This window comes from Kitasatospora sp. NPDC059827 (genome assembly GCF_042731675.1).
Classification (GTDB): Bacteria; Actinomycetota; Actinomycetes; order Streptomycetales; family Streptomycetaceae; genus Kitasatospora.
The window spans coordinates 139,090-161,612 of record NZ_JBHWIV010000008.1 but is presented as its reverse complement, the minus strand read 5'-3'; the positions used below and the strand labels follow the sequence as shown (position 1 = coordinate 161,612).

Genomic DNA, 22,523 nt, shown 5'->3' with positions numbered 1-22,523 from the left:
ATATGAGCACCATTGACATCCTGTCGCCCTCGGGTGACAAGACCGGCAGCCTCGAGCTGCCGGCCGAGATCTTCGACGCGAAGGTCAGCGTTCCGCTGATGCACCAGGTCGTCGTGGCGCAGCTCGCTGCGGCCCGTCAGGGCACCCACAAGACCAAGACTCGCGCCGAGGTCCGCGGTGGCGGCAAGAAGCCGTACCGCCAGAAGGGCACCGGCCGCGCCCGTCAGGGCTCGACCCGTGCGCCGCAGTTCGCCGGCGGTGGCGTCGTGCACGGTCCCGTGCCGCGTGACTACTCGCAGCGGACCCCGAAGAAGATGATCGCCGCCGCCCTCCGCGGTGCGCTCACCGACCGGGCCCGCCACAGCCGCATTCACGTCATCACCGACGTGACCGCGACCGAGGCGCCGTCGACCAAGGCCGCCAAGGGCCTGTTCGGCAAGATCACCGAGCGCAAGAACGTCCTCCTGGTCGTCGAGCGTTCGGACGAGCTGGGCCTCAAGTCCGCTCGCAACCTGCCGAACGTCCACATCCTGGACGCCGGTCAGCTGAACACCTACGACGTGCTCGTCTCCGACGATGTGGTCTTCACCCAGGCCGCCTTCGAGCGTTTCGTGGCCGGTCCGGCCGCGTCCGCCAAGGCCGTGGCTGCTGAGGGCGAGCTCGAAGGGAGCGCCGCCTGATGGCTGCAGAGATCACGAGCAAGACGTTCACGGACCCCCGTGACGTCCTGGTGAAGCCGGTCATCTCGGAGAAGAGCTACTCGCTCCTCGACGAGAACAAGTACACGTTCGTCGTGTCGCCCGGTGCCAACAAGACCCAGATCAAGCAGGCCGTCGAGGCGGTCTTCTCGGTCAAGGTCGAGTCCGTCAACACGCTCAACCGTCAGGGCAAGCGCAAGCGCTCCAAGACGGGCTTTGGCAAGCGCAAGGACACCAAGCGCGCCATCGTGACGCTGGCTGAGGGCAACCGCATCGACATCTTCGGTGGTCCGGTCTCCTAACGGGGATCGTGATCGTCGATAAGGACGAGGACGAGAGAGCCAAATGGGCATCCGCAAGTACAAGCCGACTACGCCGGGCCGTCGTGGCTCCAGCGTGGCCGACTTCGTAGAGATCACGCGGTCCACCCCGGAGAAGTCGCTGGTTCGCCCCCTGCACAGCAAGGGCGGCCGTAACAACGCCGGTCGGATCACCGTTCGCCACCAGGGTGGCGGCCACAAGCGCGCCTACCGCGTGATCGACTTCCGTCGTCACGACAAGGACGGCGTGCCGGCGAAGGTCGCGCACATCGAGTACGACCCGAACCGCACCGCGCGCATCGCGCTCCTGCACTACCTGGACGGCGAGAAGCGCTACATCATCGCGCCGCGTGGCATCGCGCAGGGTGACCGGATTGAGAACGGCCCTGGCGCCGACATCAAGCCGGGCAACAACCTGCCGCTGCGCAACATCCCGGTCGGTACCACCATCCACGCGGTGGAGCTGCGTCCCGGCGGCGGTGCCAAGCTGGCCCGCTCCGCGGGCTCCGGCATCCAGCTGCTGGCGCGTGAGGGCAAGATGGCGCACCTGCGCATGCCCTCCGGTGAGATCCGCCTGGTCGACGCGCGCTGCCGCGCCACCGTCGGCGAGGTCGGCAACGCCGAGCAGTCGAACATCAACTGGGGCAAGGCCGGCCGTATGCGCTGGAAGGGCGTCCGCCCGACCGTGCGTGGTGTCGCCATGAACCCGATCGACCACCCGCACGGTGGTGGTGAGGGTAAGACCTCTGGTGGCCGCCACCCGGTCTCGCCGTGGGGCCAGAAGGAGGGTCGCACCCGTCGCCCGAAGAAGGCGTCGGACGCTCTCATCGTGCGCCGCCGCAAGACCAACAAGAAGCGCTAGGAGCAGGTCAGATGCCGCGCAGTCTCAAGAAGGGCCCCTTCATCGACGGCCACCTTCTCAAGAAGGTGGACGCGCAGAACGAGGCGGGTACCCAGAACGTCATCAAGACCTGGTCCCGTCGCTCCGTGATCTTCCCGGCCATGCTCGGCCACACGATCGCGGTGCACGATGGCCGTAAGCACGTCCCGGTGTTCGTCACCGAGTCGATGGTCGGCCACAAGCTCGGCGAGTTCGCGCCGACGCGTACCTTCCGCGGTCACGTCAAGGACGACCGCAAGTCGAAGCGTCGCTAGTCGCCAGCGAGATTACCGACTCAATGACTTACACCAGCAAGGGGACAACCATGGAAGCCAGGGCCCAGGCGCGGTACATCCGCGTCACGCCCATGAAGGCCCGCCGCGTGGTGGACCTCATCCGTGGCCTGCCGGCCACGGAGGCCCAGGCCGTCCTGCGTTTCGCTCCGCAGGCCGCCACCGTGCCGGTCGGCAAGGTGCTCGACAGCGCCATCGCCAACGCCGCGCACAACTACAACCACTCCAACGTGGACGACCTCGTCATCAGCGAGGCGTACGTTGACGAGGGTCCGACCCTGAAGCGGTTCCGTCCGCGTGCGCAGGGTCGTGCCTACCGGATCCGCAAGCGGACCAGCCACATCACCGTGGTCGTCAGCAGCAAGGAAGGGACCCGGTAATGGGCCAGAAGGTTAACCCGCACGGGTTCCGCCTCGGCATCAGCACGGACTTCAAGTCCCGCTGGTACGCCGACAAGCTGTACAAGGACTACGTCAAGGAAGACGTTGCCATTCGTCGCATGATGACGAAGGGCATGGAGCGCGCCGGCATCTCCAAGGTCGAGATCGAGCGCACCCGCGACCGCGTCCGCGTCGACATCCACACCGCCCGTCCCGGCATCGTCATCGGGCGTCGTGGCACCGAGGCCGACCGCATCCGCGGCGACCTCGAGAAGCTGACCGGCAAGCAGGTCCAGCTGAACATCCTCGAGGTCAAGAACCCCGAGCTGGACGCCCAGCTCGTGGCTCAGGGCGTCGCGGAGCAGCTGTCCTCCCGCGTCTCCTTCCGTCGTGCCATGCGCAAGTCGATGCAGGGCACCATGAAGTCCGGCGCCAAGGGCATCAAGGTCCAGTGCTCCGGTCGTCTCGGCGGCGCCGAGATGAGCCGTTCGGAGTTCTACCGCGAGGGCCGTGTGCCGCTGCACACCCTGCGCGCGAACGTCGACTACGGCTTCTTCGAGGCCAAGACGACCTTCGGCCGCATCGGTGTGAAGGTCTGGATCTACAAGGGCGACGTCAAGAACATCGCCGAGGTCCGCGCTGAGAACGCCGCTGCCCGCTCGGGCAACCGCCCGGCCCGTCCCGAGGGTGGTCGTCCCGCCCGCGGTGGCGAGCGCCGTGGTGGCGAGCGCGGTGGCCGTGGCCGTCGCCCCGCCGCTGCCGAGGCCCCCGCGGCCGCGGCGGCCGAGGCTCCGGCTGCCGAGAACACCGGAACGGAGGCCTGACCCCAATGCTGATCCCCCGTAGGGTCAAGCACCGCAAGCAGCACCACCCGAAGCGCCGCGGCGCTGCCAAGGGTGGCACCGAGCTCGCGTTCGGCGAGTACGGCATCCAGGCCGTCACCCCGGCCTACGTGACGAACCGGCAGATCGAGTCCGCTCGTATCGCCGTCACCCGTCACATCAAGCGTGGCGGCAAGGTCTGGATCAACATCTACCCGGACCGCCCGCTCACCAAGAAGCCGGCCGAGACCCGCATGGGTTCCGGTAAGGGTTCGCCCGAGTGGTGGATCGCGAACGTGCACCCGGGTCGGGTCATGTTCGAGCTGTCGTACCCCAACGAGAAGGTGGCTCGTGAGGCGCTGACCCGCGCAGCTCACAAGCTCCCGATGAAGTGCCGGATCATCCGGCGCGAGGCAGGTGAGAGCTGATGTCGGCCGGCACCAAGGCTGCTGACCTCCGCGAGCTGGACAACGAGGGTCTCGTTGCCAAGCTCCGTGAGGCCAAGGAGGAGCTGTTCAACCTCCGCTTCCAGGCGGCGACCGGGCAGCTCGACAACCACGGACGGCTCAAGCTCGTCCGTAAGGACATCGCGCGGATCTACACCCTGATGCGCGAGCGCGAGCTGGGCATCGAGACGGTGGAGAGCGCCTGATGACTGAGAACACCAACGAGACGCGCGGTTTCCGCAAGACCCGTGAGGGTCTCGTCGTCAGCGACAAGATGGACAAGACCGTCGTCGTCGCCGTCGAGGACCGCGTCAAGCACGCTCTGTACGGCAAGGTCATCCGCCGTACGAACAAGCTGAAGGCGCACGACGAGGCGAACGCCTGCGGCATCGGCGACCGGGTGCTCCTCGCGGAGACCCGCCCGCTGTCCGCGACGAAGCGCTGGCGCGTCGTCGAGATCCTCGAGAAGGCCAAGTAACGAAGTTGATGCGGTACGGCCGTATGTGCACCAGGTCCCTCGCGGGCGCTGGTGTGAGCAGCGGCCGGCCCGTCAGCTCTCGTTGACGATCAGGAGAAAGCTGTGATCCAGCAGGAGTCGCGACTGCGTGTCGCCGACAACACGGGCGCGAAGGAAATCCTTTGCATCCGCGTTCTCGGTGGTTCCGGTCGCCGCTACGCCGGTATCGGGGACGTCATCGTCGCGACCGTCAAGGACGCGATCCCCGGCGGTTCGGTCAAGAAGGGTGACGTCGTCAAGTGCGTCGTCGTCCGTACCGTGAAGTCGCGTCGTCGTCCGGATGGCTCGTACATCCGCTTCGACGAGAACGCCGCGGTCGTTCTGAAGAACACCGATGGTGACCCCCGTGGCACCCGCATCTTCGGCCCGGTGGGCCGCGAGCTGCGTGACAAGAAGTTCATGAAGATCATCTCGCTTGCGCCGGAGGTGCTCTAACTCATGGCGAACAGCATGAAGATCAAGAAGGGTGACCTGGTCCAGGTCATCACCGGCAAGGACAAGGGCAAGCAGGGCAAGGTCATCCAGGCCATGCCGGCTGAGAACAAGGTCCTGGTCGAGGGTGTCAACCGGGTCAAGAAGCACACCAAGCCGGGTCCGGGCACTCAGGGTGGCATCGTCACCGTCGAGGCCCCGGTGCACGTCTCCAACGTCCAGCTGGTCGTGGAGAAGGACGGCAAGAAGGTCGTCACCCGCGTTGGCTACCGCTTCGACGACGAGGGCAACAAGATCCGCGTTGCCAAGCGAACCGGTGAGGACATCTGATGTCTGAGACGTCTGTTGAGAAGGTGACCCCCCGCCTCAAGGAGCGTTACAACTCCGAGATCAAGGGTCAGCTGCAGGAGCAGTTCTCGTACGAGAACGTCATGCTGACGCCCGGCCTGGTCAAGGTCGTCGTCAACATGGGTGTCGGCGAGGCCGCCCGTGACAGCAAGCTGATCGAGGGCGCGATCCGCGACCTGACCGCGATCACCGGTCAGAAGCCGGCCGTGACCAAGGCTCGCAAGTCCATCGCGCAGTTCAAGCTGCGCGAGGGCCAGCCGATCGGCACCCACGTCACCCTCCGTGGTGACCGCATGTGGGAGTTCCTGGACCGTCTGGTTTCGCTGGCCCTGCCGCGAATCCGTGACTTCCGTGGCCTCTCCCCGAAGCAGTTCGACGGCCGTGGCAACTACACCTTCGGTCTGACCGAGCAGGTCATGTTCCACGAGATCGACCAGGACAAGGTCGACCGTCAGCGCGGTATGGACATCACCGTCGTGACCACCGCCCAGACCGACGACGAGGGCCGGGCGCTCCTGCGCGCTCTGGGCTTCCCGTTCAAGGAGGCGTAACACATGGCGAAGAAGTCCCTCATCGCGAAGGCCGAGCGGAAGCCGAAGTTCGGCGTCCGGGCCTACACCCGGTGCCAGCGCTGCGGCCGTCCGCACTCGGTGTACCGCAAGTTCGGCCTGTGCCGTGTCTGCCTTCGTGAGATGGCGCACCGCGGCGAGCTGCCGGGCGTGACCAAGAGCTCCTGGTAACCAGGACCTCGCGGTAACGCCATAGCGAAGCAGGTGTGCCCGACCCCACAGAGCCCCTTTTTGGGGCTGCGTACGGAATCCCGTAGGGTAGTGAGGTCGGGCCCCCTGTCGCGGTAGCTCCATAGCTGCCGTCGACCCTCTTCGGAGGGCTCGCACCCAGTCTTACGACGCCGCAGGTCCCCTGCGTCTGTGCCCCTGCCGCACTCCTCGGAGTGCGGCAGGGGGACCTGGCGCGGAGAAACCACGGCGAGAGAGGCCTGAGGCCATCATGACCATGACCGACCCCATCGCAGACATGCTCACGCGTCTGCGTAACGCTAACTCGGCGTACCACGACTCTGTGGCGATGCCGGCCAGCAAGATCAAGGCGCACGTCGCCCAGATCCTGCAGCAGGAGGGGTACATCTCCTCCTACAAGGTTGAGGAGCCCGCTGAGGGCGAGGTCGGCAAGAAGCTGACCATCGAGCTCAAGTTCGGCCCCAACCGTGAGCGCTCGATCGCTGGCATCAAGCGGATCAGCAAGCCGGGCCTGCGGGTCTACGCAAAGTCCACCAACCTGCCGAAGGTGCTCGGCGGCCTGGGCGTGGCGATCATCTCCACGTCCTCGGGTCTCCTCACCGACAAGCAGGCTGCCAAGAAGGGCGTAGGCGGAGAAGTTCTCGCCTACGTCTGGTAATTCGGGAAACGGAGGTACAGCAATGTCGCGCATTGGACGGCTGCCCATCCCGGTTCCCGCCGGCGTGGACGTCACCATCGATGGCCAGGCGGTCTCGGTGAAGGGCCCCAAGGGCTCCCTCACCCACGTTGTCGCCGCGCCGATCGAGATCGGTAAGGGCGAGGACGGCAACCTGGTCGTCACCCGCCCCAACGACGAGCGTCAGTCGAAGGCCCTGCACGGCCTTTCCCGCACGCTGGTGGCGAACATGATCACCGGCGTGACCGCGGGCTACCGCAAGTCGCTGGAGATCAGCGGTGTCGGCTACCGAGTTCTGGCGAAGGGCTCCGACATGGAGTTCCAGCTGGGCTACAGCCACCCGATTTTGGTCGAGGCCCCCGAGGGCATTTCCTTCGTCGTCGAGTCGGCCACCAAGTTCCACGTGGACGGCATCGACAAGCAGAAGGTCGGCGAGGTCGCCGCGAAGATCCGCAAGCTGCGCAAGCCCGACCCGTACAAGGCCAAGGGCGTCAAGTACGCGGGCGAGGTCATCCGCCGCAAGGTCGGAAAGAGTGGTAAGTAAGCGATGAGCGTCTCTGTCAAGATCGGCAAGGGCAACGCCTACAAGAGCGCCGCTCGCAAGCGCCGCGCGATCCGCGTTCGCAAGCGCGTCGTCGGCACCGAGGTGCGTCCGCGCCTCGTCGTGACGCGCTCGAACCGTCACATGGTCGCCCAGGTCATCGACGACGCCAAGGGTCACACCCTGGCGTCGGCGTCCACCCTCGACGTGTCCATCAAGGGCGCCGAGGGCGACAAGACCGAGCTGGCCAAGAAGGTCGGGAGCCTGGTCGCCGAGCGCGCCAAGGCCGCCGGCATCGAGGCGGTCGTCTTCGACCGCGCGGGCAACCGGTACGCCGGCCGCATCGCCGCCCTGGCGGACGCGGCTCGCGAGGCCGGGCTCGACTTCTAAGCCGCTCGTCGACTCAGTCGACGGACGTAATCGAGAGAGGTAATTCCAATGGCTGGACCCCAGCGCCGCGGTAGCGGCGCCGGCGGTGGCACCGGCGGTGGCGAGCGGCGCGACCGTAAGCGTGACGACCGGGGCAACGCCCCCGCCGTCGAGAAGACCGCTTACGTCGAGCGCGTTGTCGCGATCAACCGTGTCGCCAAGGTTGTCAAGGGTGGTCGTCGTTTCAGCTTCACCGCGCTGGTCGTGGTGGGCGACGGTGACGGCACCGTGGGTGTCGGTTACGGGAAGGCGAAGGAGGTTCCGGCCGCCATCGCCAAGGGTGTTGAGGAGGCCAAGAAGAACTTCTTCAAGGTCCCCCGTATCCAGGGCACCATCCCGCACCCGATCCAGGGTGAGAAGGCCGCCGGCGTCGTGCTGCTGAAGCCCGCCGCCCCCGGTACCGGTGTTATCGCCGGTGGTCCGGTGCGCGCCGTCCTGGAGTGCGCCGGCATTCACGACATCCTGTCGAAGTCGCTCGGCTCGGACAACGCGATCAACATCGTGCACGCCACCGTGGCTGCTCTGAAGGGCCTCGTGCGCCCCGAGGAGATCGCCGCCCGTCGTGGCCTGCCGCTGGAGGACGTGGCCCCCGCCGCTCTGCTGCGGGCGCGTGCTGCAGGGGTGAGCGCCTGATGGCTCGCCTCAAGATCACGCAGACCAAGTCGTACATCGGCAGCAAGCAGAATCACCGTGACACCCTGCGTTCGCTTGGTCTCAAGCGCATGCACGACGTCGTGGTGAAGGAGGACCGTCCCGAGATCCGCGGGATGGCCCACACGGTCCGTCACCTGGTGACGGTTGAGGAGGTGGACTGATCATGGGCGACAACCCGATCAAGATCCACAACCTGCGTCCCGCCCCGGGTGCCAAGACCGACAAGATCCGCGTGGGTCGTGGTGAGGGCTCCAAGGGTAAGACCGCCGGTCGTGGTACCAAGGGCACCAAGGCCCGCTACCAGGTTCCGCAGCGCTTCGAGGGTGGCCAGATGCCGCTCCACATGCGCCTGCCGAAGCTGAAGGGCTTCAAGAACCCGTTCAAGATCACGTTCCAGGTCGTCAACCTCGACAAGCTGGCCGAGCTCTACCCGCAGGGTGGCGCCGTCACGGTCGAGGACCTGGTCGCCAAGGGCGCGGTTCGCAAGAACTCCCTCGTCAAGGTGCTCGGCACCGGCGAGGTCTCGGTTGCGCTGCAGGTGACGGTCGACGCCGTCTCCGGCTCGGCCGCCGAGAAGATCAAGGCCGCCGGCGGTACGGTCACCGAGCTCGTCTGAGCCCGCTGAACCCGCCGACAACCGGCTTCGAGCCCCGCACCTCCTTCGGGAGGTGCGGGGCTCGTGCTTTTACCCCGGCTTTCACTCCGGGGCCGAAATCAGCCGGTACCGGGCCTCGTTCTTTTGTGTGGCAAAACCGGGCATCCCGTACCCCCGTGAGTGGGGGAGGGACGGTACGCGCTTCTTTCGAGTGGCCGCGCACTGTTAGAGTCCGTGGAGTTCCCTTGTAGGCTGCGCGTAGGCTCGCCTGTGCCGTCTGTACGGGGGCCCGTACCGCAAACTCCCCATTCAGGACCGACCCTCCCGCCGACGACGTGCGGGAGGCGCAGGAGGCACCGTGCTCAGTGCGTTCGCGCGGGCGTTCCAGACGCCCGACCTGCGCAAGAAGCTGCTGTTCACGCTGGGCATCATGGTGCTGTTCCGGCTGGGCTCGCACATTCCGATTCCGGGCGTGAGCTTCACGGCCGTGAACGAGTGCATCAAGGACACCAAGAACAACGGCCTCTTCGGACTCGTCAACCTGTTCAGCGGCGGCGCGCTCCTCCAGCTGACGATCTTCGCGCTCGGCATCATGCCGTACATCACCGCGAGCATCATCCTCCAGCTCCTCACCGTCGTGATCCCGCGACTCGAGGCGTTGAAGAAGGAGGGCCAGGCCGGCACCGCGAAGATCACCCAGTACACCCGCTACCTGACCATCGCGCTCGCCGTGCTCCAGGGCACCGGCATCGTGGCGACGGCCTCCAGCGGTGCGCTGTTCTCCGGCTGCCCGGTGGGCAACCAGATCGTGCCGGACACCTCGGTGTTCCGGATCGCCGTCATGGTGCTCACGATGACGGCCGGCACCACGGTCATCATGTGGCTGGGCGAGCTGATCACCGACCGCGGCATCGGCAACGGCATGTCGCTGCTGATCTTCACCTCGATCGCCGCGCAGTTCCCGACCTCGATGTGGGCCATCAAGCAGTCCGGCACCATCGGCGGCGGCTGGGTCGAGTTCTTCTCCGTGGTCGCGGTCGGCGTCATCGTTGTGATGCTGGTCATCTTCGTCGAGCAGGCGCAGCGCCGGATCCCGGTCCAGTACGCGAAGCGGATGATCGGCCGCCGGGCCTTCGGCGGCACCTCGACCTACATCCCGCTCAAGGTGAACCAGGCCGGTGTCATCCCGGTCATCTTCGCCTCGTCGCTGCTGTACATCCCGGCGCTGGTGGTCCAGCTGACCAACAGCCAGTCGGGCTGGGCGGTGTGGGTCAAGCAGAACTTCGTCAAGGGTGACCACCCGATCTACATGGCCACCTACTTCCTGCTGATCGTCTTCTTCGCCTTCTTCTACGTCGCCATCTCCTTCAACCCCGAAGAAGTTGCCGACAATATGAAGAAGTATGGTGGCTTCATCCCGGGCATCCGGGCCGGCCGTCCGACGGCCGAGTACCTGAACTACGTGCTGACCCGAATCACGTGGCCGGGTTCGCTCTACCTGGGCCTGATCGCGTTGATCCCGATGATCGCCCTGGTCGCCTTCGGACAGCAGACCAACTTCCCGTTCGGCGGCACCAGCGTGCTCATCGTCGTCGGCGTCGGACTCGAAACTGTGAAGCAGATCGAGAGCCAGCTCCAGCAGCGCAATTACGAAGGGTTCCTCCGCTGATGCGTATCGTCCTCGTTGGTCCTCCCGGGGCCGGGAAGGGTACTCAGGCGCACCTGCTCGCCAAGACCCTGTCCATCCCCCACATCTCCACCGGCGACCTGTTCCGCGCCAACATCGGTCAGGGCACCCCGCTGGGGCTCGAGGCCAAGGGCTACATGGACGCGGGTCGCCTGGTACCGGATGAGGTCACCATCGGGATGGCCAAGGACCGCATGCTGCAGGCCGACGCGGCCAACGGCTTCCTGCTCGACGGCTTCCCCCGCAACCTGGGCCAGGCCAAGGCGCTCGACGAGTTCCTCGCCGAGCAGGGCATCGTGCTGGACGGCGTGCTGGACCTGGAGGTCCCCGAGGACGAGGTGGTGCGCCGGATCGCCGGCCGCCGCCTGTGCCGCAAGAACGGCAGCCACGTGTTCCACGTCGCGTACAACCCGCCGAAGGAGGAGGGTGTCTGCGACGAGTGCGGTGGCGAGCTGTACCAGCGCTCGGACGACACCGAGGAAGCGGTGCGCACGCGCCTGGAGGTCTACCACACGGAGACCGAGCCGATCATCGACTACTACGTCCAGCAGGGCCTGGTGGCGACGATCTCGGCCCTCGGCAAGGTGGACGAGGTCACCCAGCGCGCGATCGAGGCGCTGAAGAAGAACGGCTGAGTTCGCTCGGCGAGGTACGCGTGACGGCCGGGTCGCCCGTGGAGCGGGCGGCCCGGCCGTTTTCGACGTCGTACGGTGGTAGGCAGTGGTAATCCGGACTTGGAAGGCGTGACCTGATGGTGGAGATCAAGACCCCCGAGCAGATCGCGAAGATGCGGGCGGCCGGGCTGGTCGTCGCCGAGGCGCTCAAGGCCTGTCGCGAGGCGGTCGCTCCCGGGGTGACCACCCAGGAGCTCAACGACATCGCCGACAAGGTCATCACCGACCACGGTGCCACCTCGAACTTCCGCGCCCACCACGGCGGCCTGTGGTTCCCGGGCGTGATCTGCGCCTCGGTGAACAACGAGGTCGTGCACGGCATCCCGGGCGAGCGGGTGCTGCAGGAGGGCGACATCATCTCGATCGACTGCGGCGCCATCCTGGACGGCTGGCACGGCGACTCGGCGATCACCGTCGCGGTCGGCGAGGTCCGCCCCGAGGTCGAGATGCTCAGCCGGGTGACCGAGGGCTCGATGTGGGCCGGCATCGCCCAGATGAAGAAGAACAACCGCCTGGTGGACGTCTCCAAGGCGATCGAGGGCTTCATCCGGCGCCAGCCGCTGCCGCCCAAGGGCAAGTGGGGCATCACCGAGGGCTACGGCGGCCACGGCATCGGCACCGCGATGCACATGGAGCCGCACGTGCTGAACTACGTCGAGCGCGGCCGCGGCAAGGGCCCGAAGCTGGTCCCGGGCACCGTGCTGGCGATCGAGCCGATGGTCTCGCTCGGCACCCCGCACACCGCGGTGCTGGAGGACGACTGGACGGTCGTCACCAACGACGGCACCTGGGCCTCGCACTGGGAGCACTCGGTGGCCGTCACCGAGGAGGGCCCGCTGGTGCTGACCGCCTTCGACGGCGGCAGGGCCGAGCTCGCCAAGCTGGGCATCACCGCAGCTCCGGACCCGCTGGCGTAGTCGCCCGGGCGGTCAACTGCCGCTGCTGACAAGGGATCAGAGCCCTGGAGGTTTGGACCTCCAGGGCTTTTGTCCTATTTTTAACGGCTGGCAGTGGCAGTTACTGGCCCAGTGGCTTACGAGCGAGCAGGAGAGCGCAGTGCTCAAGGGATTCCGCGACTTCATGATGCGCGGCAACGTCATCGACATGGCCGTCGGTGTGGTCATCGGTGCCGCGTTCACCGCGGTGGTGACCGGCTTCGTGTCCGCCTTCCTCACCCCGCTGGTCGGCGTGGTGGTCGGCGCGGCCGGCGACTTCAGCTCGTACACGGCGGAGATCGGCGGGGTGAAGTTCCCGTACGGCCAGTTCCTGAACGTGCTGATCGCCTTCTTCATGACCGCCGCGGTGCTGTACTTCTGCGTGGTGCTGCCGATCACCAAGGCCACCGCGCGCTACCTGCCGAAGAAGCCGAAGGTCGCGAAGCGCCCGTGCCCCGAGTGCCTGACCGAGATCCCCGAGGCCGCCCGCCGCTGCTCGGCCTGCACCGCCCACGTCGACCCGCTGGCCGTCCCGACCGGGGTCTGACGGGGCCGGTGTGACGGCGGACTCCTTCCGGTACCCCCGTTTTGGACCCCGGGACGCGCTGGCGTAGGATGGACCGTCGGCTCACTCGTAGCGTGCTTCAGCGCGCCCTCTTCCCCTCGGGGACGGGGTGAACCCAGGTTCGCACGAGCGTTCCGCATACGGTAGCCGGTCCCGGAAGGTGGATCTCGCAGTTCATGGCTAAGAAGCAAGGCGCCATTGAGATCGAGGGCACCGTGATCGAGTCTCTTCCGAACGCGATGTTCAAGGTCGAGCTGCAGAACGGTCACAAGGTCCTCGCGCACATCAGTGGCAAGATGCGCATGCACTACATCCGCATCCTGCCGGACGACCGGGTCGTCGTGGAGCTCAGCCCCTACGACCTCACGCGCGGCCGGATCGTCTACCGCTACAAGTAAGAACGTCAGATCTAGACCCGGAGAACCTGAACATGAAGGTCAAGCCGAGCGTCAAGAAGATCTGCGACAAGTGCAAGGTGATCCGCCGTCACGGCCGGGTCATGGTGATCTGCGACAACCTGCGCCACAAGCAGCGCCAGGGCTGATCTCCCTCCCGCATTTCTCGTAGTACTTCGCGCGACGCGAAAACGTCATACGCGGGTCACCCGATCCGTCCCGGAAGGGACGGACTGCCGCCCCCGGTCAGAGGCCGGGGCTCCCTCACCGTGAGGTGTCGGAGTAGGTGCCCGTCAGACCTCTGAAGAACCACAGGAGCCTTGAATGGCACGCCTCGCCGGCGTTGATCTCCCCCGTGAGAAGCGGATCGAGATCGCCCTTACGTACGTGTACGGCATCGGCCGTACCCGCGCCCAGCAGACCCTCGCCGAGACCGGCGTCAACCCGGATGTCCGCGTTCGCGACATCACCGAGGACGACCTGGTCAAGCTGAGCCAGTACATCGACGCCAACTACACGGTCGAGGGTGACCTCCGCCGTGAGGTGGCCGCCGACATCCGCCGCAAGGTCGAGATCGGCTGCTACGAGGGTCTGCGTCACCGCCGTGGCCTGCCGGTCCGCGGCCAGCGCACCCACACCAACGCGCGTACCCGCAAGGGCCCGCGTCGCGCGATCGCCGGTAAGAAGAAGCCGGGCAAGAAGTAGTCCGTCCCGTCACCGGACATCCCTCCGGCCCGCGGGTCAGCGGACCGACCACCTCAGTAGGAGAACAGACTTATGCCCCCCAAGGGTCGTCAGGCTGCCGGCGCGAAGAAGATCCGCCGCAAGGAAAAGAAGAACGTCGCTCACGGCCACGCGCACATCAAGAGCACGTTCAACAACACCATCGTTTCGATCACCGACCCCGCGGGCAACGTGATCTCCTGGGCCTCCGCCGGCCACGTCGGCTTCAAGGGCTCGCGCAAGTCCACCCCGTTCGCCGCGCAGATGGCCGCCGAGGCCGCTGCCCGTCGCGCGCAGGAGCACGGCATGCGCAAGGTCGACGTCTTCGTGAAGGGTCCGGGCTCCGGCCGCGAGACCGCGATCCGTTCGCTCCAGGCCACCGGCCTGGAGGTCGGCTCGATCCAGGACGTCACCCCCACCCCGCACAACGGCTGCCGTCCGCCGAAGCGCCGCCGCGTCTGACGCAGCGCCTTCGGGCACGCGGGTAACGCTTTAAACCACGTACGGGGTCCTGTTTTCTGCGGGACCCCGTACGCTTGGTCCTGTCGGCATCAAATAGTGGGTGCCGAAGACAACTGGAGGAACACCCCCCATGCTTATCGCTCAGCGCCCCTCGCTGACCGAAGAGGTCGTCGACGAGTTCCGCTCGCGGTTCGTGATCGAGCCGCTCGAGCCGGGCTTCGGCTACACCCTCGGCAACTCCCTGCGCCGCACGCTCCTGTCGTCGATCCCGGGTGCCGCTGTCACCAGCATCCGCGTCGACGGCGTCCTGCACGAGTTCACCACCGTGCCGGGCGTCAAGGAGGACGTGACCGACCTCATCCTCAACATCAAGCAGCTGGTCGTCTCCTCGGAGCACGACGAGCCGGTCGTGATGTACCTGCGCAAGCAGGGCCCGGGCATCGTGACCGCCGCCGACATCGCCCCGCCGGCGGGTGTCGAGGTGCACAACCCCGAGCTGGTCCTCGCCACGCTGAACGGCAAGGGCAAGCTGGAGATGGAGCTGACCGTCGAGCGCGGTCGCGGCTACGTCTCCGCCGTCCAGAACAAGGCCTCCGGCCAGGAGATCGGCCGCATCCCGGTCGACTCGATCTACAGCCCCGTGCTGAAGGTCACCTACAAGGTCGAGGCCACCCGTGTCGAGCAGCGGACCGACTTCGACAAGCTGATCGTCGACGTCGAGACCAAGCCCGCCATGCGTCCGCGCGACGCCATGGCCTCGGCCGGCAAGACCCTGGTGGAGCTGTTCGGCCTCGCCCGCGAGCTGAACATCGACGCCGAGGGCATCGACATGGGCCCGTCCCCGACGGACGCCGCCCTGGCCGCCGACCTGGCGCTGCCGATCGAGGAGCTGGAGCTCACCGTTCGGTCGTACAACTGCCTCAAGCGCGAGGGCATCCACACCGTGGGTGAGCTCGTCGCCCGCTCCGAGGCCGACCTGCTCGACATCCGCAACTTCGGTGCGAAGTCGATCGACGAGGTCAAGGCGAAGCTGGCCGGCATGGGCCTGGCCCTCAAGGACAGCCCGCCCGGGTTCGACCCGACCGCCGCCGCCGACGCCTTCGGCGCCGACGACCTGGACGACGCGGGTTACGCGGAGACCGAGCAGTACTAAGAGATTTGGCCGCGGGGGCGGTTCCACGGAGCCGCCCCCGTCGTCATGGCAAGTCGTACCGGCAACAGTGCCGGTACGCCCGCTGCGGTACCTGGTACGGCCGTAGTCGGAGATCCAAGGAGTCACCATGCCGCGTCCCACCAAGGGTGCCCGCCTCGGCGGCGGCCCGCACCACGAGCCGCTGCTGCTCGCCGGTCTGTGCCGGGAGCTGTTCCAGTACGGCCGCATCACCACGACCGAGGCCAAGGCCCGTCGGATGCGCCCGCTGGCGGAGAAGCTGATCACCAAGGCGAAGAAGGGCGACATCCACAACCGTCGCCTGGTGCGCAAGACCATCACCGACATCTCGGTGCTGCACACCCTCTTCACCGAGATCGCGCCGCGCTACGAGAACCGCCCGGGTGGTTACACCCGTATCACCAAGATCGGTCCCCGTCGTGGCGACAACGCCCCGATGGCCGTGATCGAGCTGGTCGAGGCGCTGACCGTCGCGCAGACCGCCGTCGGCGAGGCCGAGGGCGCCACCAAGCGTGCCGTCAAGGAGGCCGACCAGGCCGCCGCCGTCGAGACCAAGGCCGACGAGGCCGAGGCCGCCGAGCAGGCCTGACACCTCCAGGTGTGATGCGGGCCCGCTCTCCCAGCGATGGGGGAGCGGGCCCGTTCCTTATTCGTAGGAGCAGGAGCAAGTGGTCAACGATTGCGCCGAGCAGCCACCGGTGAAGGACGGCCCGGCCGAGGGCCGCGTCCGGGTCCGGCTCGACCTCGCCTACCAGGGCGCCGAGTTCTCCGGCTGGGCCCGCCAGAAGGGCGGCCGCCGGACGGTCCAGGAGGAGATCGAGACCGCGCTGCAGATCGTCACCCGCAGCCCGGAGCTGTTCCCGCTGACCGTGGCCGGCCGCACCGACGCCGGCGTCCACGCCCGCGGCCAGGTCGCCCACGTCGACCTGCCGGCCGAGCTGTGGGAGGCGCACCGGGAGAAGCTGCTGCGCCGGCTGGCCGGCCGGCTGCCCGGGGACGTCCGGATCTACCGGGTCGGCGAGGCGCCGGCCGGCTTCGACGCCCGCTTCTCGGCGATCTGGCGCCGCTACGCCTACCGGGTCGCCGACCACCCCGGCGGGGTCGACCCGCTGCTGCGCGGGCACGTGCTGTGGCACGACCGGCCGCTGGACGTGGACCGGATGAACGAGGCCGCGAAGCTGCTGCTCGGCGAGCACGACTTCGCCGCGTACTGCAAGAAGCGCGAGGGCGCCACCACCATCCGGACCCTGCTGGAGCTGCACTGGGACCGCGTCCCGGTGGACAGCTACGCCAGCCAGGAGGGCAGCCTCGCGGTCGCCACCGTGCGGGCCGACGCCTTCTGCCACAACATGGTCCGGGCGCTGGTCGGCGCGATGCTGCTGGTCGGTGACGGGCACCGGCCGGTGGAGTTCCCCGGCGAGGTGCTGGCCGGCGGGGTGCGCAACTCGGCCGTCAACGTGATCCGGCCGTACGGGCTCACGCTGGAGGAGGTCGGCTACCCGCCGGACGACCAGCTCGCCGAGCGGAACCGGCAGGCGCGGCGGATGCGTACGCTGCCCGGGCAGCCGGCCGTCGCGTAATCCGTTTTGGCCCGGGGCGTCCGCTTGGGACAATCGCTCCCATGGGACACGTCGAGATTTCGCACCTGGAGTACTACCTGCCGGACGGGCGGGTGCTGTTCGACGACGCGTCCTTCCGGGTCGGCGAGGGCGCCGCGGTCGCGTTGGTCGGCGCCAACGGCGCCGGCAAGACCACCCTGCTGCGCATGATCGCGGGGGACATCCAGCCGCATGGCGGCACGGTGACGATCAGCGGCGGGCTCGGCGTGATGCGCCAGTTCGTCGGCACCACCGGCCGCGAGGACCAGAGCGCCACCCCGGGGGCCCTGCCCGCCGACGCCTCGGTGCGCGACCTGCTGGTCTCGGTCGCCCCCGAGCGGATCGCCGTGGCCGCCCGCGCGGTGGACGCCGCCGAGCTGGCGATGATCGCCCAGGACGACGAGAAGACGCAGATGGCCTACGCCCAGGCGCTCTCCGACTGGGCGGACGTCGGCGGCTACGACTACGAGACCGACTGGGACGTCTGCACCATGGCGGCCCTCGGGATGCCCTTCGACAAGGCCCAGTGGCGCGGCCTGAACACCCTCTCCGGCGGCGAGCAGAAGCGGCTGGTGCTGGAGGCGCTGCTGCGCGGCCCCGAAGAGGTGCTGCTGCTCGACGAGCCGGACAACTACCTGGACGTACCGGCCAAGCGCTGGCTGGAGGAGGCCCTCAAGGCCACCTCGAAGACCGTCCTGTTCATCTCGCACGACCGTGAGCTGCTCTCCAAGTCTGCGGACAAGATCATCAGCGTCGAGTCCGGCGCCGCCGGCAGCAGCGTCTGGGTGCACGGCGGCGGCTTCGACAGCTTCCACGAGGCCCGCAAGGACCGCTTCGCGCGGTTCGAGGAACTGGGCCGCCGGTGGGACGAGGAGCACGCCAAGCTCAAGAAGCTGGTCGTCACGCTGCGCCAGGCGGCCTCCGTCAGCCACGCCCTCGCCACCCGCTACGCCGCCGCCCAGACCCGGCTGAAGAAGTTCGAGGAGGCCGGCCGCCCGGAGGAGCCCCCGCGCGAGCAGAGCATCACCATGCGGCTCAAGGGCGGGCGCACCGGCATGCGCTCCTTCACCCTGGAGCGGCTGGAGCTCACCGGCCTGATGCAGCCCTTCGACCTGGAGGTCTTCTACGGCGAGCGGATCGGGGTGCTCGGCGCCAACGGCGCCGGCAAGTCGCACCTCCTGCGGCTGCTCGCGGGCGACACCACGGTCGAGCACACCGGGGCCTGGAAGCTCGGCGCCCGGGTCGTCCCCGGCCACTTCCGGCAGACCCACGCCCACCCGGAGCTGTTCGGCCGCACCGTCCGCTCGATCATCGAGGAGGAGCACGCGCTCAGCCGCGGCGCCGCGATGGGCGCGCTGCGCCGGTACGAGCTGGACCGCCAGGAGGAGCAGAAGTTCGAGTCGCTGTCCGGCGGACAGCAGGCCCGGCTGATGATCCTCAAGCTCGAACTCTCCGGCGTGACGGCCCTGTTGCTCGACGAGCCGACCGACAACCTGGACCTGGAGAGCGCCGAGGCGCTGCAGACCGGTCTGGAGGCCTTCGAGGGCACGGTGCTGTGCGTCACCCACGACCGCTGGTTCGCCAAGACCTTCGACCGCTTCCTGGTCTTCGGCGCGGACGGGAAGGTCTTCGAGTCGTCCGAACCGGTCTGGGACGTCACCCGGGTGGAGCGCGAACGCTGAGTGACGACGGGGTGGGCGGCCGGCGATTTTTGACCGCTCCCCGCCCGCCCGGTAACCTGGACGCTTGATGTGCGTATTGGCTCGCTCTATCTCACGTGAGAGGTCGGTACGCCGGAGACATCAGGTCGACGACCAGCGGTCACCCTTGAATTGCGTCCAAGGCTGATCAGGCTGCTCTTCCGTCCGGGTGCTCCTGTCAGGACTCACTCACTGAAAAGCGAAGGCTACGACCGTGCGTACGTACAGCCCCAAGCCCGGCGACGTCCAGCGTCAGTGGCACGTCATCGACGCGACCGACGTCGTGCTGGGCCGCCTGGCCTCCCAGGCCGCCAACCTCCTCCGGGGCAAGCACAAGGCGATCTACGCGCCGCACGTTGACACTGGTGACTTCGTCATCATCATCAACGCCGACAAGGTGCACCTGTCCGGTAACAAGAAGACCCAGAAGCTGGCCTACCGCCACTCGGGCTTCCCGGGCGGTCTGCGCTCGGTGCGCTACGACGACCTGCTGGCGAACAACCCGGAGAAGGCCGTCGAGAAGGCCATCAAGGGCATGATCCCCAAGAACAGCCTGGGCCGCCAGATGCTCTCCAAGCTGAAGGTCTACTCGGGCGACCAGCACCCCCACGCTGCCCAGCAGCCGGTGCCGTTCGAGATCACCCAGGTCGCGCAGTAATTCGGCCACCAAGCCCCCCAACACTGAAAAGAGCTGAGGAACATCGTGGCCGAGACCACTGAAACCCTTGAGGTCGACTTCGACGAGGCCGTTGAGGCCGTCGAGGGCGAGTACACCTCCGAGGAGAGCTACACCTCCGAGTCCCTGGCCGGCCGCTTCGGCGAGGCCACCCCGGGCGCCGGCCTCGGCCGTCGCAAGGAGGCGATCGCCCGCGTGCGCATCGTCCCCGGCACCGGCCAGTGGAAGATCAACGGTCGCACCCTCGAGGGTTACTTCCCGAACAAGGTGCACCAGCAGACCGTGAACGAGCCCTTCAAGCTCCTCGAGCTGGACGGCCGTTACGACGTCGTCGCCCGCATCAGCGGTGGCGGCGTCTCCGGCCAGGCCTACGCGCTGCGCCTCGGCGTCGCCCGTGCCCTGAACGAGGCCGACGTGGACAACAACCGCGCCGCCCTCAAGAAGGCCGGCTTCCTGATGCGTGACGCCCGTGCCGTCGAGCGCAAGAAGGCCGGTCTCAAGAAGGCCCGCAAGGCGCCGCAGTACAGCAAGCGCTAATCGCGTCCCCGGGGGTGCGTACCGCCCTGGCGGCGCACCCCCTGGTTGCGCAAACCGTAGCCCCGGAGTACCTCGTGTACTCCGGGGCGACGTGTTCCCCGGCTAACGTGCGGCGGCCGGGATCAACGGTGGGTTCCGAGCATGGTGATGGAGGACGGGACAGTGGGACGACTCTTCGGTACGGACGGCGTACGCGGTGTGGCCAACGAGGGCCTGACGGCGGAGCTGGCGCTCGGCCTGTCGGTCGCGGCCTCCCACGTGCTCGGCGAGGCCGGCGCGTTCGACGGGCACCGGCCGGTCGCGGTGGTCGGCCGTGACCCCCGTGCCTCGGGCGAGTTCCTGGAGGCCGCGGTCATCGCGGGCCTGGCCAGCTCCGGCGTCGACGTGCTCCGGGTCGGCGTCCTCCCCACCCCCGCCGTGGCGTACCTCACCGGCGCGCTCGGCGCCGACTTCGGCGTGATGCTGTCCGCCAGCCACAACGCCATGCCGGACAACGGCATCAAGTTCCTCGCCCGCGGCGGCCACAAGCTGGACGACCGGATCGAGGACGCGATCGAGGCCCACTACCGCAAGCACACCGTCGGCGGCGAGGACTGGAACCGCCCGACCGGTGCCGCCGTCGGCCGGGTCCGCGAGTACACCGAGGGCTTCGACAAGTACGTTGCCCACCTGATCGGCGTGCTGCCCAACCGCCTGGACGGCATCCGGGTCGTCATCGACGGCGCCCACGGCGCGGCCGCCTACGTCGCCCCCGAGGCCTTCGCCCGGGCCGGTGCCGAGGTCGTCCACACCCTGGGGGCGGAGCCCACCGGCCTCAACATCAACGACGGCGTCGGCTCCACCCACCTGGACCGGCTGCGCGTCGCGATGAAGGAGTACCGGGCCGACCTCGGCATCGCCCTGGACGGCGACGCGGACCGCTGCCTGGCCGCCGACGCCGAGGGCGACGAGGTGGACGGCGACCAGATCATCGCCATCCTCGCCGTCGCCATGAAGGAGGCCGGCACCCTGCGCCGCAACACCGCGGTCGCCACCGTGATGTCCAACCTCGGCTTCAAGCTGGCGATGGAGCGCGAGGGCATCGACCTGGTGGAGACCGCCGTCGGCGACCGCTACGTGCTGGAGGCGATGAAGGAGCACGGCTTCGCGCTGGGCGGCGAGCAGTCCGGCCACGTCATCCTGCTGGACCACGCCACCACCGGCGACGGCACCCTGACCGGCCTGATGCTGGGCGCCCGACTGGCCGCCACCAAGCAGCCGCTGGCCGACCTGGCCGCCGTGATGACCCGGCTGCCGCAGGTGCTGATCAACGTCAAGGGCGTCGACAAGGGCCGGGTGGGCACCAGCACCGAGCTGGCCGCCGCGGTCGCCGCCGCCGAGGCCGAGCTGGGCGCCACCGGCCGGGTGCTGCTGCGCTCCTCCGGCACCGAGCCGCTGGTCCGGGTCATGGTCGAGGCCGCCGACCCGGTGCAGGCCGAGGCCGTCGGGCAGCGCCTCGCCGAGGCGGTCCGCACCCACCTGGGCTGAGCCCGCCCCGGAGACCACGAAGGGCCCCCGCGCGGGGGCCCTTCGCCGTGTCCTGCGCCCGGTCAGAGCTTGCGCAGCAGCGCCCGGCGGACCTTGTGGTCGGCGCCCTTCTGCAGGACCAGGGTGGCCCGGCCGCGGGTCGGCAGCACGTTCTCCAGCAGATTCGGCTTGTTGATGGTGCGCCAGACCTGTCGGCCGTACTCCATCGCCTCCTCCTCCGGCACCTCGGTGAACCGGGTGAAGTAGGAGTTCGGGTCCTGGAAGGCCGTCTGCCGCAGCTTGCGGAAGCGGTCCAGGTACCAGTGCTCGATGTCATCGGTGCGGGCGTCGACGTAGATCGAGAAGTCGAAGTAGTCCGCCACCGCGAGCCTGGTCCGGCCGTCGGTGCCGGGCAGGGCCGGCTGGAGCACGTTCAGGCCCTCGACGATCAGGATGTCCGGGCGCTCCACCGTCAGCCGCTGGTCCTGCACGATGTCGTACACCAGGTGCGAGTACACCGGCGCCGTCACCAGCTCCTTGCCCGCCTTCACGTCCGCGACGAAGCGCATCAGGGCCCGGCGGTCGTACGACTCGGGGAAGCCCTTGCGGGCCATCAGGCCGCGGCGGCGCAGCTCGGCGTTGGGCAGCAGGAAGCCGTCGGTGGTGACCAGCTCCACCCGCGGGTGCTCGGGCCAGCGGGCCAGCAGGGCCTGGAGCAGGCGGGCGGTGGTGGACTTGCCGACGGCCACCGAGCCGGCCACGCCGATGATGAACGGCGTACGGGTGCGTTCGGTGTCCGGGGTGTCCAGGAACGTGCCCACCGCGCCGCGCAGTTCGTGCGTGGCGTGGATGTAGAGGTTCAGCAGCCGGGACAGCGGCAGGTAGACGTCACGCACCTCGTCGAGGTCGAGTGCCGTGCCGAGGCCGCGCAGCTGCTCCACCTCCTCGGCGGTCAGCGGAAGTGGCGTACGCTCGCGCAGTGCGCTCCACTCGGCCCGGCTGAGGTCCACGTAGGGGGACGGGGACGGGCCGGGCGTGGCGGCGCCCCGCGTACAGAGTTCGGTCAGCACATGCTCCATTGTGAGCCGTAGCGGTGTTCACCGTGG

35 protein-coding genes are annotated in these 22,523 nt (G+C 68.0%); 34 read left to right on the top strand and 1 reads right to left on the bottom strand.

Features of this window, described 5'->3' with window-relative positions; all coding sequences use genetic code 11:
• Window positions 1-2: 2 nt before the first annotated feature.
• The 34 genes from rplD to glmM all read left to right on the top strand — a co-directional run bounded on the left by rplD (window position 3) and on the right by glmM (window position 21,438).
• Complete coding sequence (rplD, locus tag ACFV8H_RS07955; RefSeq protein ID WP_380397406.1) at window positions 3-680, top strand: 50S ribosomal protein L4; 678 nt, start codon at window positions 3-5, stop codon at window positions 678-680.
• Window positions 680-1,000: a 50S ribosomal protein L23 gene (rplW, locus tag ACFV8H_RS07950; RefSeq protein ID WP_063348967.1), complete on the top strand. Its 321-nt coding sequence runs from the start codon at window positions 680-682 to the stop codon at window positions 998-1,000. The genes rplD and rplW overlap by 1 nt, the downstream gene beginning before the upstream one ends.
• A gap of 43 nt (window positions 1,001-1,043) precedes the next feature.
• Window positions 1,044-1,880: a 50S ribosomal protein L2 gene (gene rplB / locus ACFV8H_RS07945; protein ID WP_375882079.1), complete on the top strand. Its 837-nt coding sequence runs from the start codon at window positions 1,044-1,046 to the stop codon at window positions 1,878-1,880.
• Window positions 1,881-1,891: 11 nt separating this feature from the next.
• Complete coding sequence (gene rpsS, locus ACFV8H_RS07940) at window positions 1,892-2,173, top strand: 30S ribosomal protein S19 (RefSeq protein WP_030055821.1); 282 nt, start codon at window positions 1,892-1,894, stop codon at window positions 2,171-2,173.
• Window positions 2,174-2,223: 50 nt separating this feature from the next.
• Window positions 2,224-2,571 (top strand): 50S ribosomal protein L22, encoded by a 348-nt coding sequence (gene rplV, locus ACFV8H_RS07935; RefSeq protein ID WP_030055822.1) that lies wholly within the window; start codon window positions 2,224-2,226, stop codon window positions 2,569-2,571.
• Complete coding sequence (rpsC, locus tag ACFV8H_RS07930) at window positions 2,571-3,395, top strand: 30S ribosomal protein S3 (RefSeq protein ID WP_188301636.1); 825 nt, start codon at window positions 2,571-2,573, stop codon at window positions 3,393-3,395. Before rplV ends, rpsC begins: the two co-directional genes overlap by 1 nt.
• A gap of 5 nt (window positions 3,396-3,400) precedes the next feature.
• Window positions 3,401-3,820, top strand: a complete 420-nt coding sequence (rplP, locus tag ACFV8H_RS07925) for a 50S ribosomal protein L16 (protein WP_030055824.1) — start codon at window positions 3,401-3,403, stop codon at window positions 3,818-3,820.
• The gene (gene rpmC / locus ACFV8H_RS07920) at window positions 3,820-4,044 is read left to right on the top strand and encodes a 50S ribosomal protein L29 (RefSeq protein WP_049649042.1); all 225 of its coding nucleotides are present in this window, start codon (window positions 3,820-3,822) and stop codon (window positions 4,042-4,044) included. The genes rplP and rpmC overlap by 1 nt, the downstream gene beginning before the upstream one ends.
• Window positions 4,044-4,316 (top strand): 30S ribosomal protein S17, encoded by a 273-nt coding sequence (gene rpsQ, locus ACFV8H_RS07915; RefSeq protein ID WP_030055826.1) that lies wholly within the window; start codon window positions 4,044-4,046, stop codon window positions 4,314-4,316. The genes rpmC and rpsQ overlap by 1 nt, the downstream gene beginning before the upstream one ends.
• A 102-nt stretch (window positions 4,317-4,418) precedes the next feature.
• A complete protein-coding gene (rplN, locus tag ACFV8H_RS07910) occupies window positions 4,419-4,790 on the top strand; it encodes a 50S ribosomal protein L14 (protein WP_030393301.1) in 372 nt (123 codons plus the stop codon).
• 15 nt (window positions 4,791-4,805) lie between these two features.
• Window positions 4,806-5,117, top strand: coding sequence for a 50S ribosomal protein L24 (rplX, locus tag ACFV8H_RS07905; protein ID WP_030232484.1), 312 nt, complete (start codon window positions 4,806-4,808; stop codon window positions 5,115-5,117).
• The gene (gene rplE, locus ACFV8H_RS07900; RefSeq protein ID WP_030300393.1) at window positions 5,117-5,686 is read left to right on the top strand and encodes a 50S ribosomal protein L5; all 570 of its coding nucleotides are present in this window, start codon (window positions 5,117-5,119) and stop codon (window positions 5,684-5,686) included. Before rplX ends, rplE begins: the two co-directional genes overlap by 1 nt.
• A gap of 3 nt (window positions 5,687-5,689) precedes the next feature.
• Window positions 5,690-5,875, top strand: a complete 186-nt coding sequence (locus ACFV8H_RS07895; protein ID WP_030393303.1) for a type Z 30S ribosomal protein S14 — start codon at window positions 5,690-5,692, stop codon at window positions 5,873-5,875.
• A gap of 268 nt (window positions 5,876-6,143) precedes the next feature.
• Window positions 6,144-6,551, top strand: coding sequence for a 30S ribosomal protein S8 (rpsH, locus tag ACFV8H_RS07890; RefSeq protein ID WP_030280781.1), 408 nt, complete (start codon window positions 6,144-6,146; stop codon window positions 6,549-6,551).
• A gap of 22 nt (window positions 6,552-6,573) precedes the next feature.
• Window positions 6,574-7,113 (top strand): 50S ribosomal protein L6, encoded by a 540-nt coding sequence (rplF, locus tag ACFV8H_RS07885; protein WP_375882084.1) that lies wholly within the window; start codon window positions 6,574-6,576, stop codon window positions 7,111-7,113.
• Window positions 7,114-7,116: 3 nt separating this feature from the next.
• Entirely contained in the window at window positions 7,117-7,500 is a 384-nt protein-coding gene (gene rplR, locus ACFV8H_RS07880) for a 50S ribosomal protein L18 (protein WP_030232494.1), read from the top strand.
• Between the two features lie 48 nt (window positions 7,501-7,548).
• Complete coding sequence (rpsE, locus tag ACFV8H_RS07875) at window positions 7,549-8,172, top strand: 30S ribosomal protein S5 (protein WP_030055834.1); 624 nt, start codon at window positions 7,549-7,551, stop codon at window positions 8,170-8,172.
• Entirely contained in the window at window positions 8,172-8,354 is a 183-nt protein-coding gene (rpmD, locus tag ACFV8H_RS07870; RefSeq protein ID WP_030055835.1) for a 50S ribosomal protein L30, read from the top strand. The genes rpsE and rpmD overlap by 1 nt, the downstream gene beginning before the upstream one ends.
• Window positions 8,355-8,356: 2 nt before the next feature.
• Window positions 8,357-8,809 (top strand): 50S ribosomal protein L15, encoded by a 453-nt coding sequence (gene rplO / locus ACFV8H_RS07865; RefSeq protein ID WP_375882087.1) that lies wholly within the window; start codon window positions 8,357-8,359, stop codon window positions 8,807-8,809.
• A 337-nt stretch (window positions 8,810-9,146) separates the two neighbouring features.
• A complete protein-coding gene (gene secY, locus ACFV8H_RS07860) occupies window positions 9,147-10,457 on the top strand; it encodes a preprotein translocase subunit SecY (protein ID WP_380397402.1) in 1,311 nt (436 codons plus the stop codon).
• Window positions 10,457-11,110, top strand: coding sequence for an adenylate kinase (locus ACFV8H_RS07855; RefSeq protein ID WP_380397400.1), 654 nt, complete (start codon window positions 10,457-10,459; stop codon window positions 11,108-11,110). The genes secY and ACFV8H_RS07855 overlap by 1 nt, the downstream gene beginning before the upstream one ends.
• A gap of 116 nt (window positions 11,111-11,226) precedes the next feature.
• On the top strand, window positions 11,227-12,066 hold the full coding sequence (map, locus tag ACFV8H_RS07850) for a type I methionyl aminopeptidase (RefSeq protein WP_375882092.1): 840 nt from the start codon (window positions 11,227-11,229) through the stop codon (window positions 12,064-12,066).
• A 139-nt stretch (window positions 12,067-12,205) separates the two neighbouring features.
• Window positions 12,206-12,631, top strand: coding sequence for a large conductance mechanosensitive channel protein MscL (mscL, locus tag ACFV8H_RS07845; RefSeq protein WP_375882094.1), 426 nt, complete (start codon window positions 12,206-12,208; stop codon window positions 12,629-12,631).
• 194 nt (window positions 12,632-12,825) lie between these two features.
• Window positions 12,826-13,047 (top strand): translation initiation factor IF-1, encoded by a 222-nt coding sequence (infA, locus tag ACFV8H_RS07840; RefSeq protein ID WP_003956442.1) that lies wholly within the window; start codon window positions 12,826-12,828, stop codon window positions 13,045-13,047.
• 32 nt (window positions 13,048-13,079) lie between these two features.
• The gene (gene rpmJ, locus ACFV8H_RS07835) at window positions 13,080-13,193 is read left to right on the top strand and encodes a 50S ribosomal protein L36 (protein ID WP_003956441.1); all 114 of its coding nucleotides are present in this window, start codon (window positions 13,080-13,082) and stop codon (window positions 13,191-13,193) included.
• Window positions 13,194-13,368: 175 nt separating this feature from the next.
• Window positions 13,369-13,749, top strand: a complete 381-nt coding sequence (gene rpsM / locus ACFV8H_RS07830) for a 30S ribosomal protein S13 (RefSeq protein WP_316523629.1) — start codon at window positions 13,369-13,371, stop codon at window positions 13,747-13,749.
• A 72-nt stretch (window positions 13,750-13,821) separates the two neighbouring features.
• Window positions 13,822-14,229: a 30S ribosomal protein S11 gene (gene rpsK, locus ACFV8H_RS07825; protein ID WP_030232513.1), complete on the top strand. Its 408-nt coding sequence runs from the start codon at window positions 13,822-13,824 to the stop codon at window positions 14,227-14,229.
• A 130-nt stretch (window positions 14,230-14,359) separates the two neighbouring features.
• Window positions 14,360-15,382 carry a DNA-directed RNA polymerase subunit alpha gene (locus ACFV8H_RS07820; RefSeq protein ID WP_380397397.1) on the top strand — a complete coding sequence of 341 codons (1,023 nt, stop codon included), beginning with the start codon at window positions 14,360-14,362 and terminating at the stop codon, window positions 15,380-15,382.
• Window positions 15,383-15,509: 127 nt separating this feature from the next.
• The gene (gene rplQ, locus ACFV8H_RS07815; RefSeq protein ID WP_375882098.1) at window positions 15,510-15,989 is read left to right on the top strand and encodes a 50S ribosomal protein L17; all 480 of its coding nucleotides are present in this window, start codon (window positions 15,510-15,512) and stop codon (window positions 15,987-15,989) included.
• A 79-nt stretch (window positions 15,990-16,068) separates the two neighbouring features.
• On the top strand, window positions 16,069-16,980 hold the full coding sequence (gene truA, locus ACFV8H_RS07810; RefSeq protein ID WP_380397395.1) for a tRNA pseudouridine(38-40) synthase TruA: 912 nt from the start codon (window positions 16,069-16,071) through the stop codon (window positions 16,978-16,980).
• A 41-nt stretch (window positions 16,981-17,021) separates the two neighbouring features.
• Entirely contained in the window at window positions 17,022-18,680 is a 1,659-nt protein-coding gene (locus ACFV8H_RS07805) for an ABC-F family ATP-binding cassette domain-containing protein (RefSeq protein ID WP_380397393.1), read from the top strand.
• A 232-nt stretch (window positions 18,681-18,912) separates the two neighbouring features.
• Entirely contained in the window at window positions 18,913-19,356 is a 444-nt protein-coding gene (gene rplM, locus ACFV8H_RS07800; RefSeq protein WP_030055846.1) for a 50S ribosomal protein L13, read from the top strand.
• Window positions 19,357-19,401: 45 nt separating this feature from the next.
• Window positions 19,402-19,911 carry a 30S ribosomal protein S9 gene (gene rpsI / locus ACFV8H_RS07795; protein ID WP_350503556.1) on the top strand — a complete coding sequence of 170 codons (510 nt, stop codon included), beginning with the start codon at window positions 19,402-19,404 and terminating at the stop codon, window positions 19,909-19,911.
• 162 nt (window positions 19,912-20,073) lie between these two features.
• On the top strand, window positions 20,074-21,438 hold the full coding sequence (gene glmM / locus ACFV8H_RS07790; protein WP_380397391.1) for a phosphoglucosamine mutase: 1,365 nt from the start codon (window positions 20,074-20,076) through the stop codon (window positions 21,436-21,438).
• 62 nt (window positions 21,439-21,500) lie between these two features.
• Here glmM and coaA read toward each other — a convergent pair whose 3' ends face one another.
• A complete protein-coding gene (coaA, locus tag ACFV8H_RS07785) occupies window positions 21,501-22,496 on the bottom strand; it encodes a type I pantothenate kinase (protein ID WP_380397389.1) in 996 nt (331 codons plus the stop codon).
• Window positions 22,497-22,523: the final 27 nt, after the last annotated feature.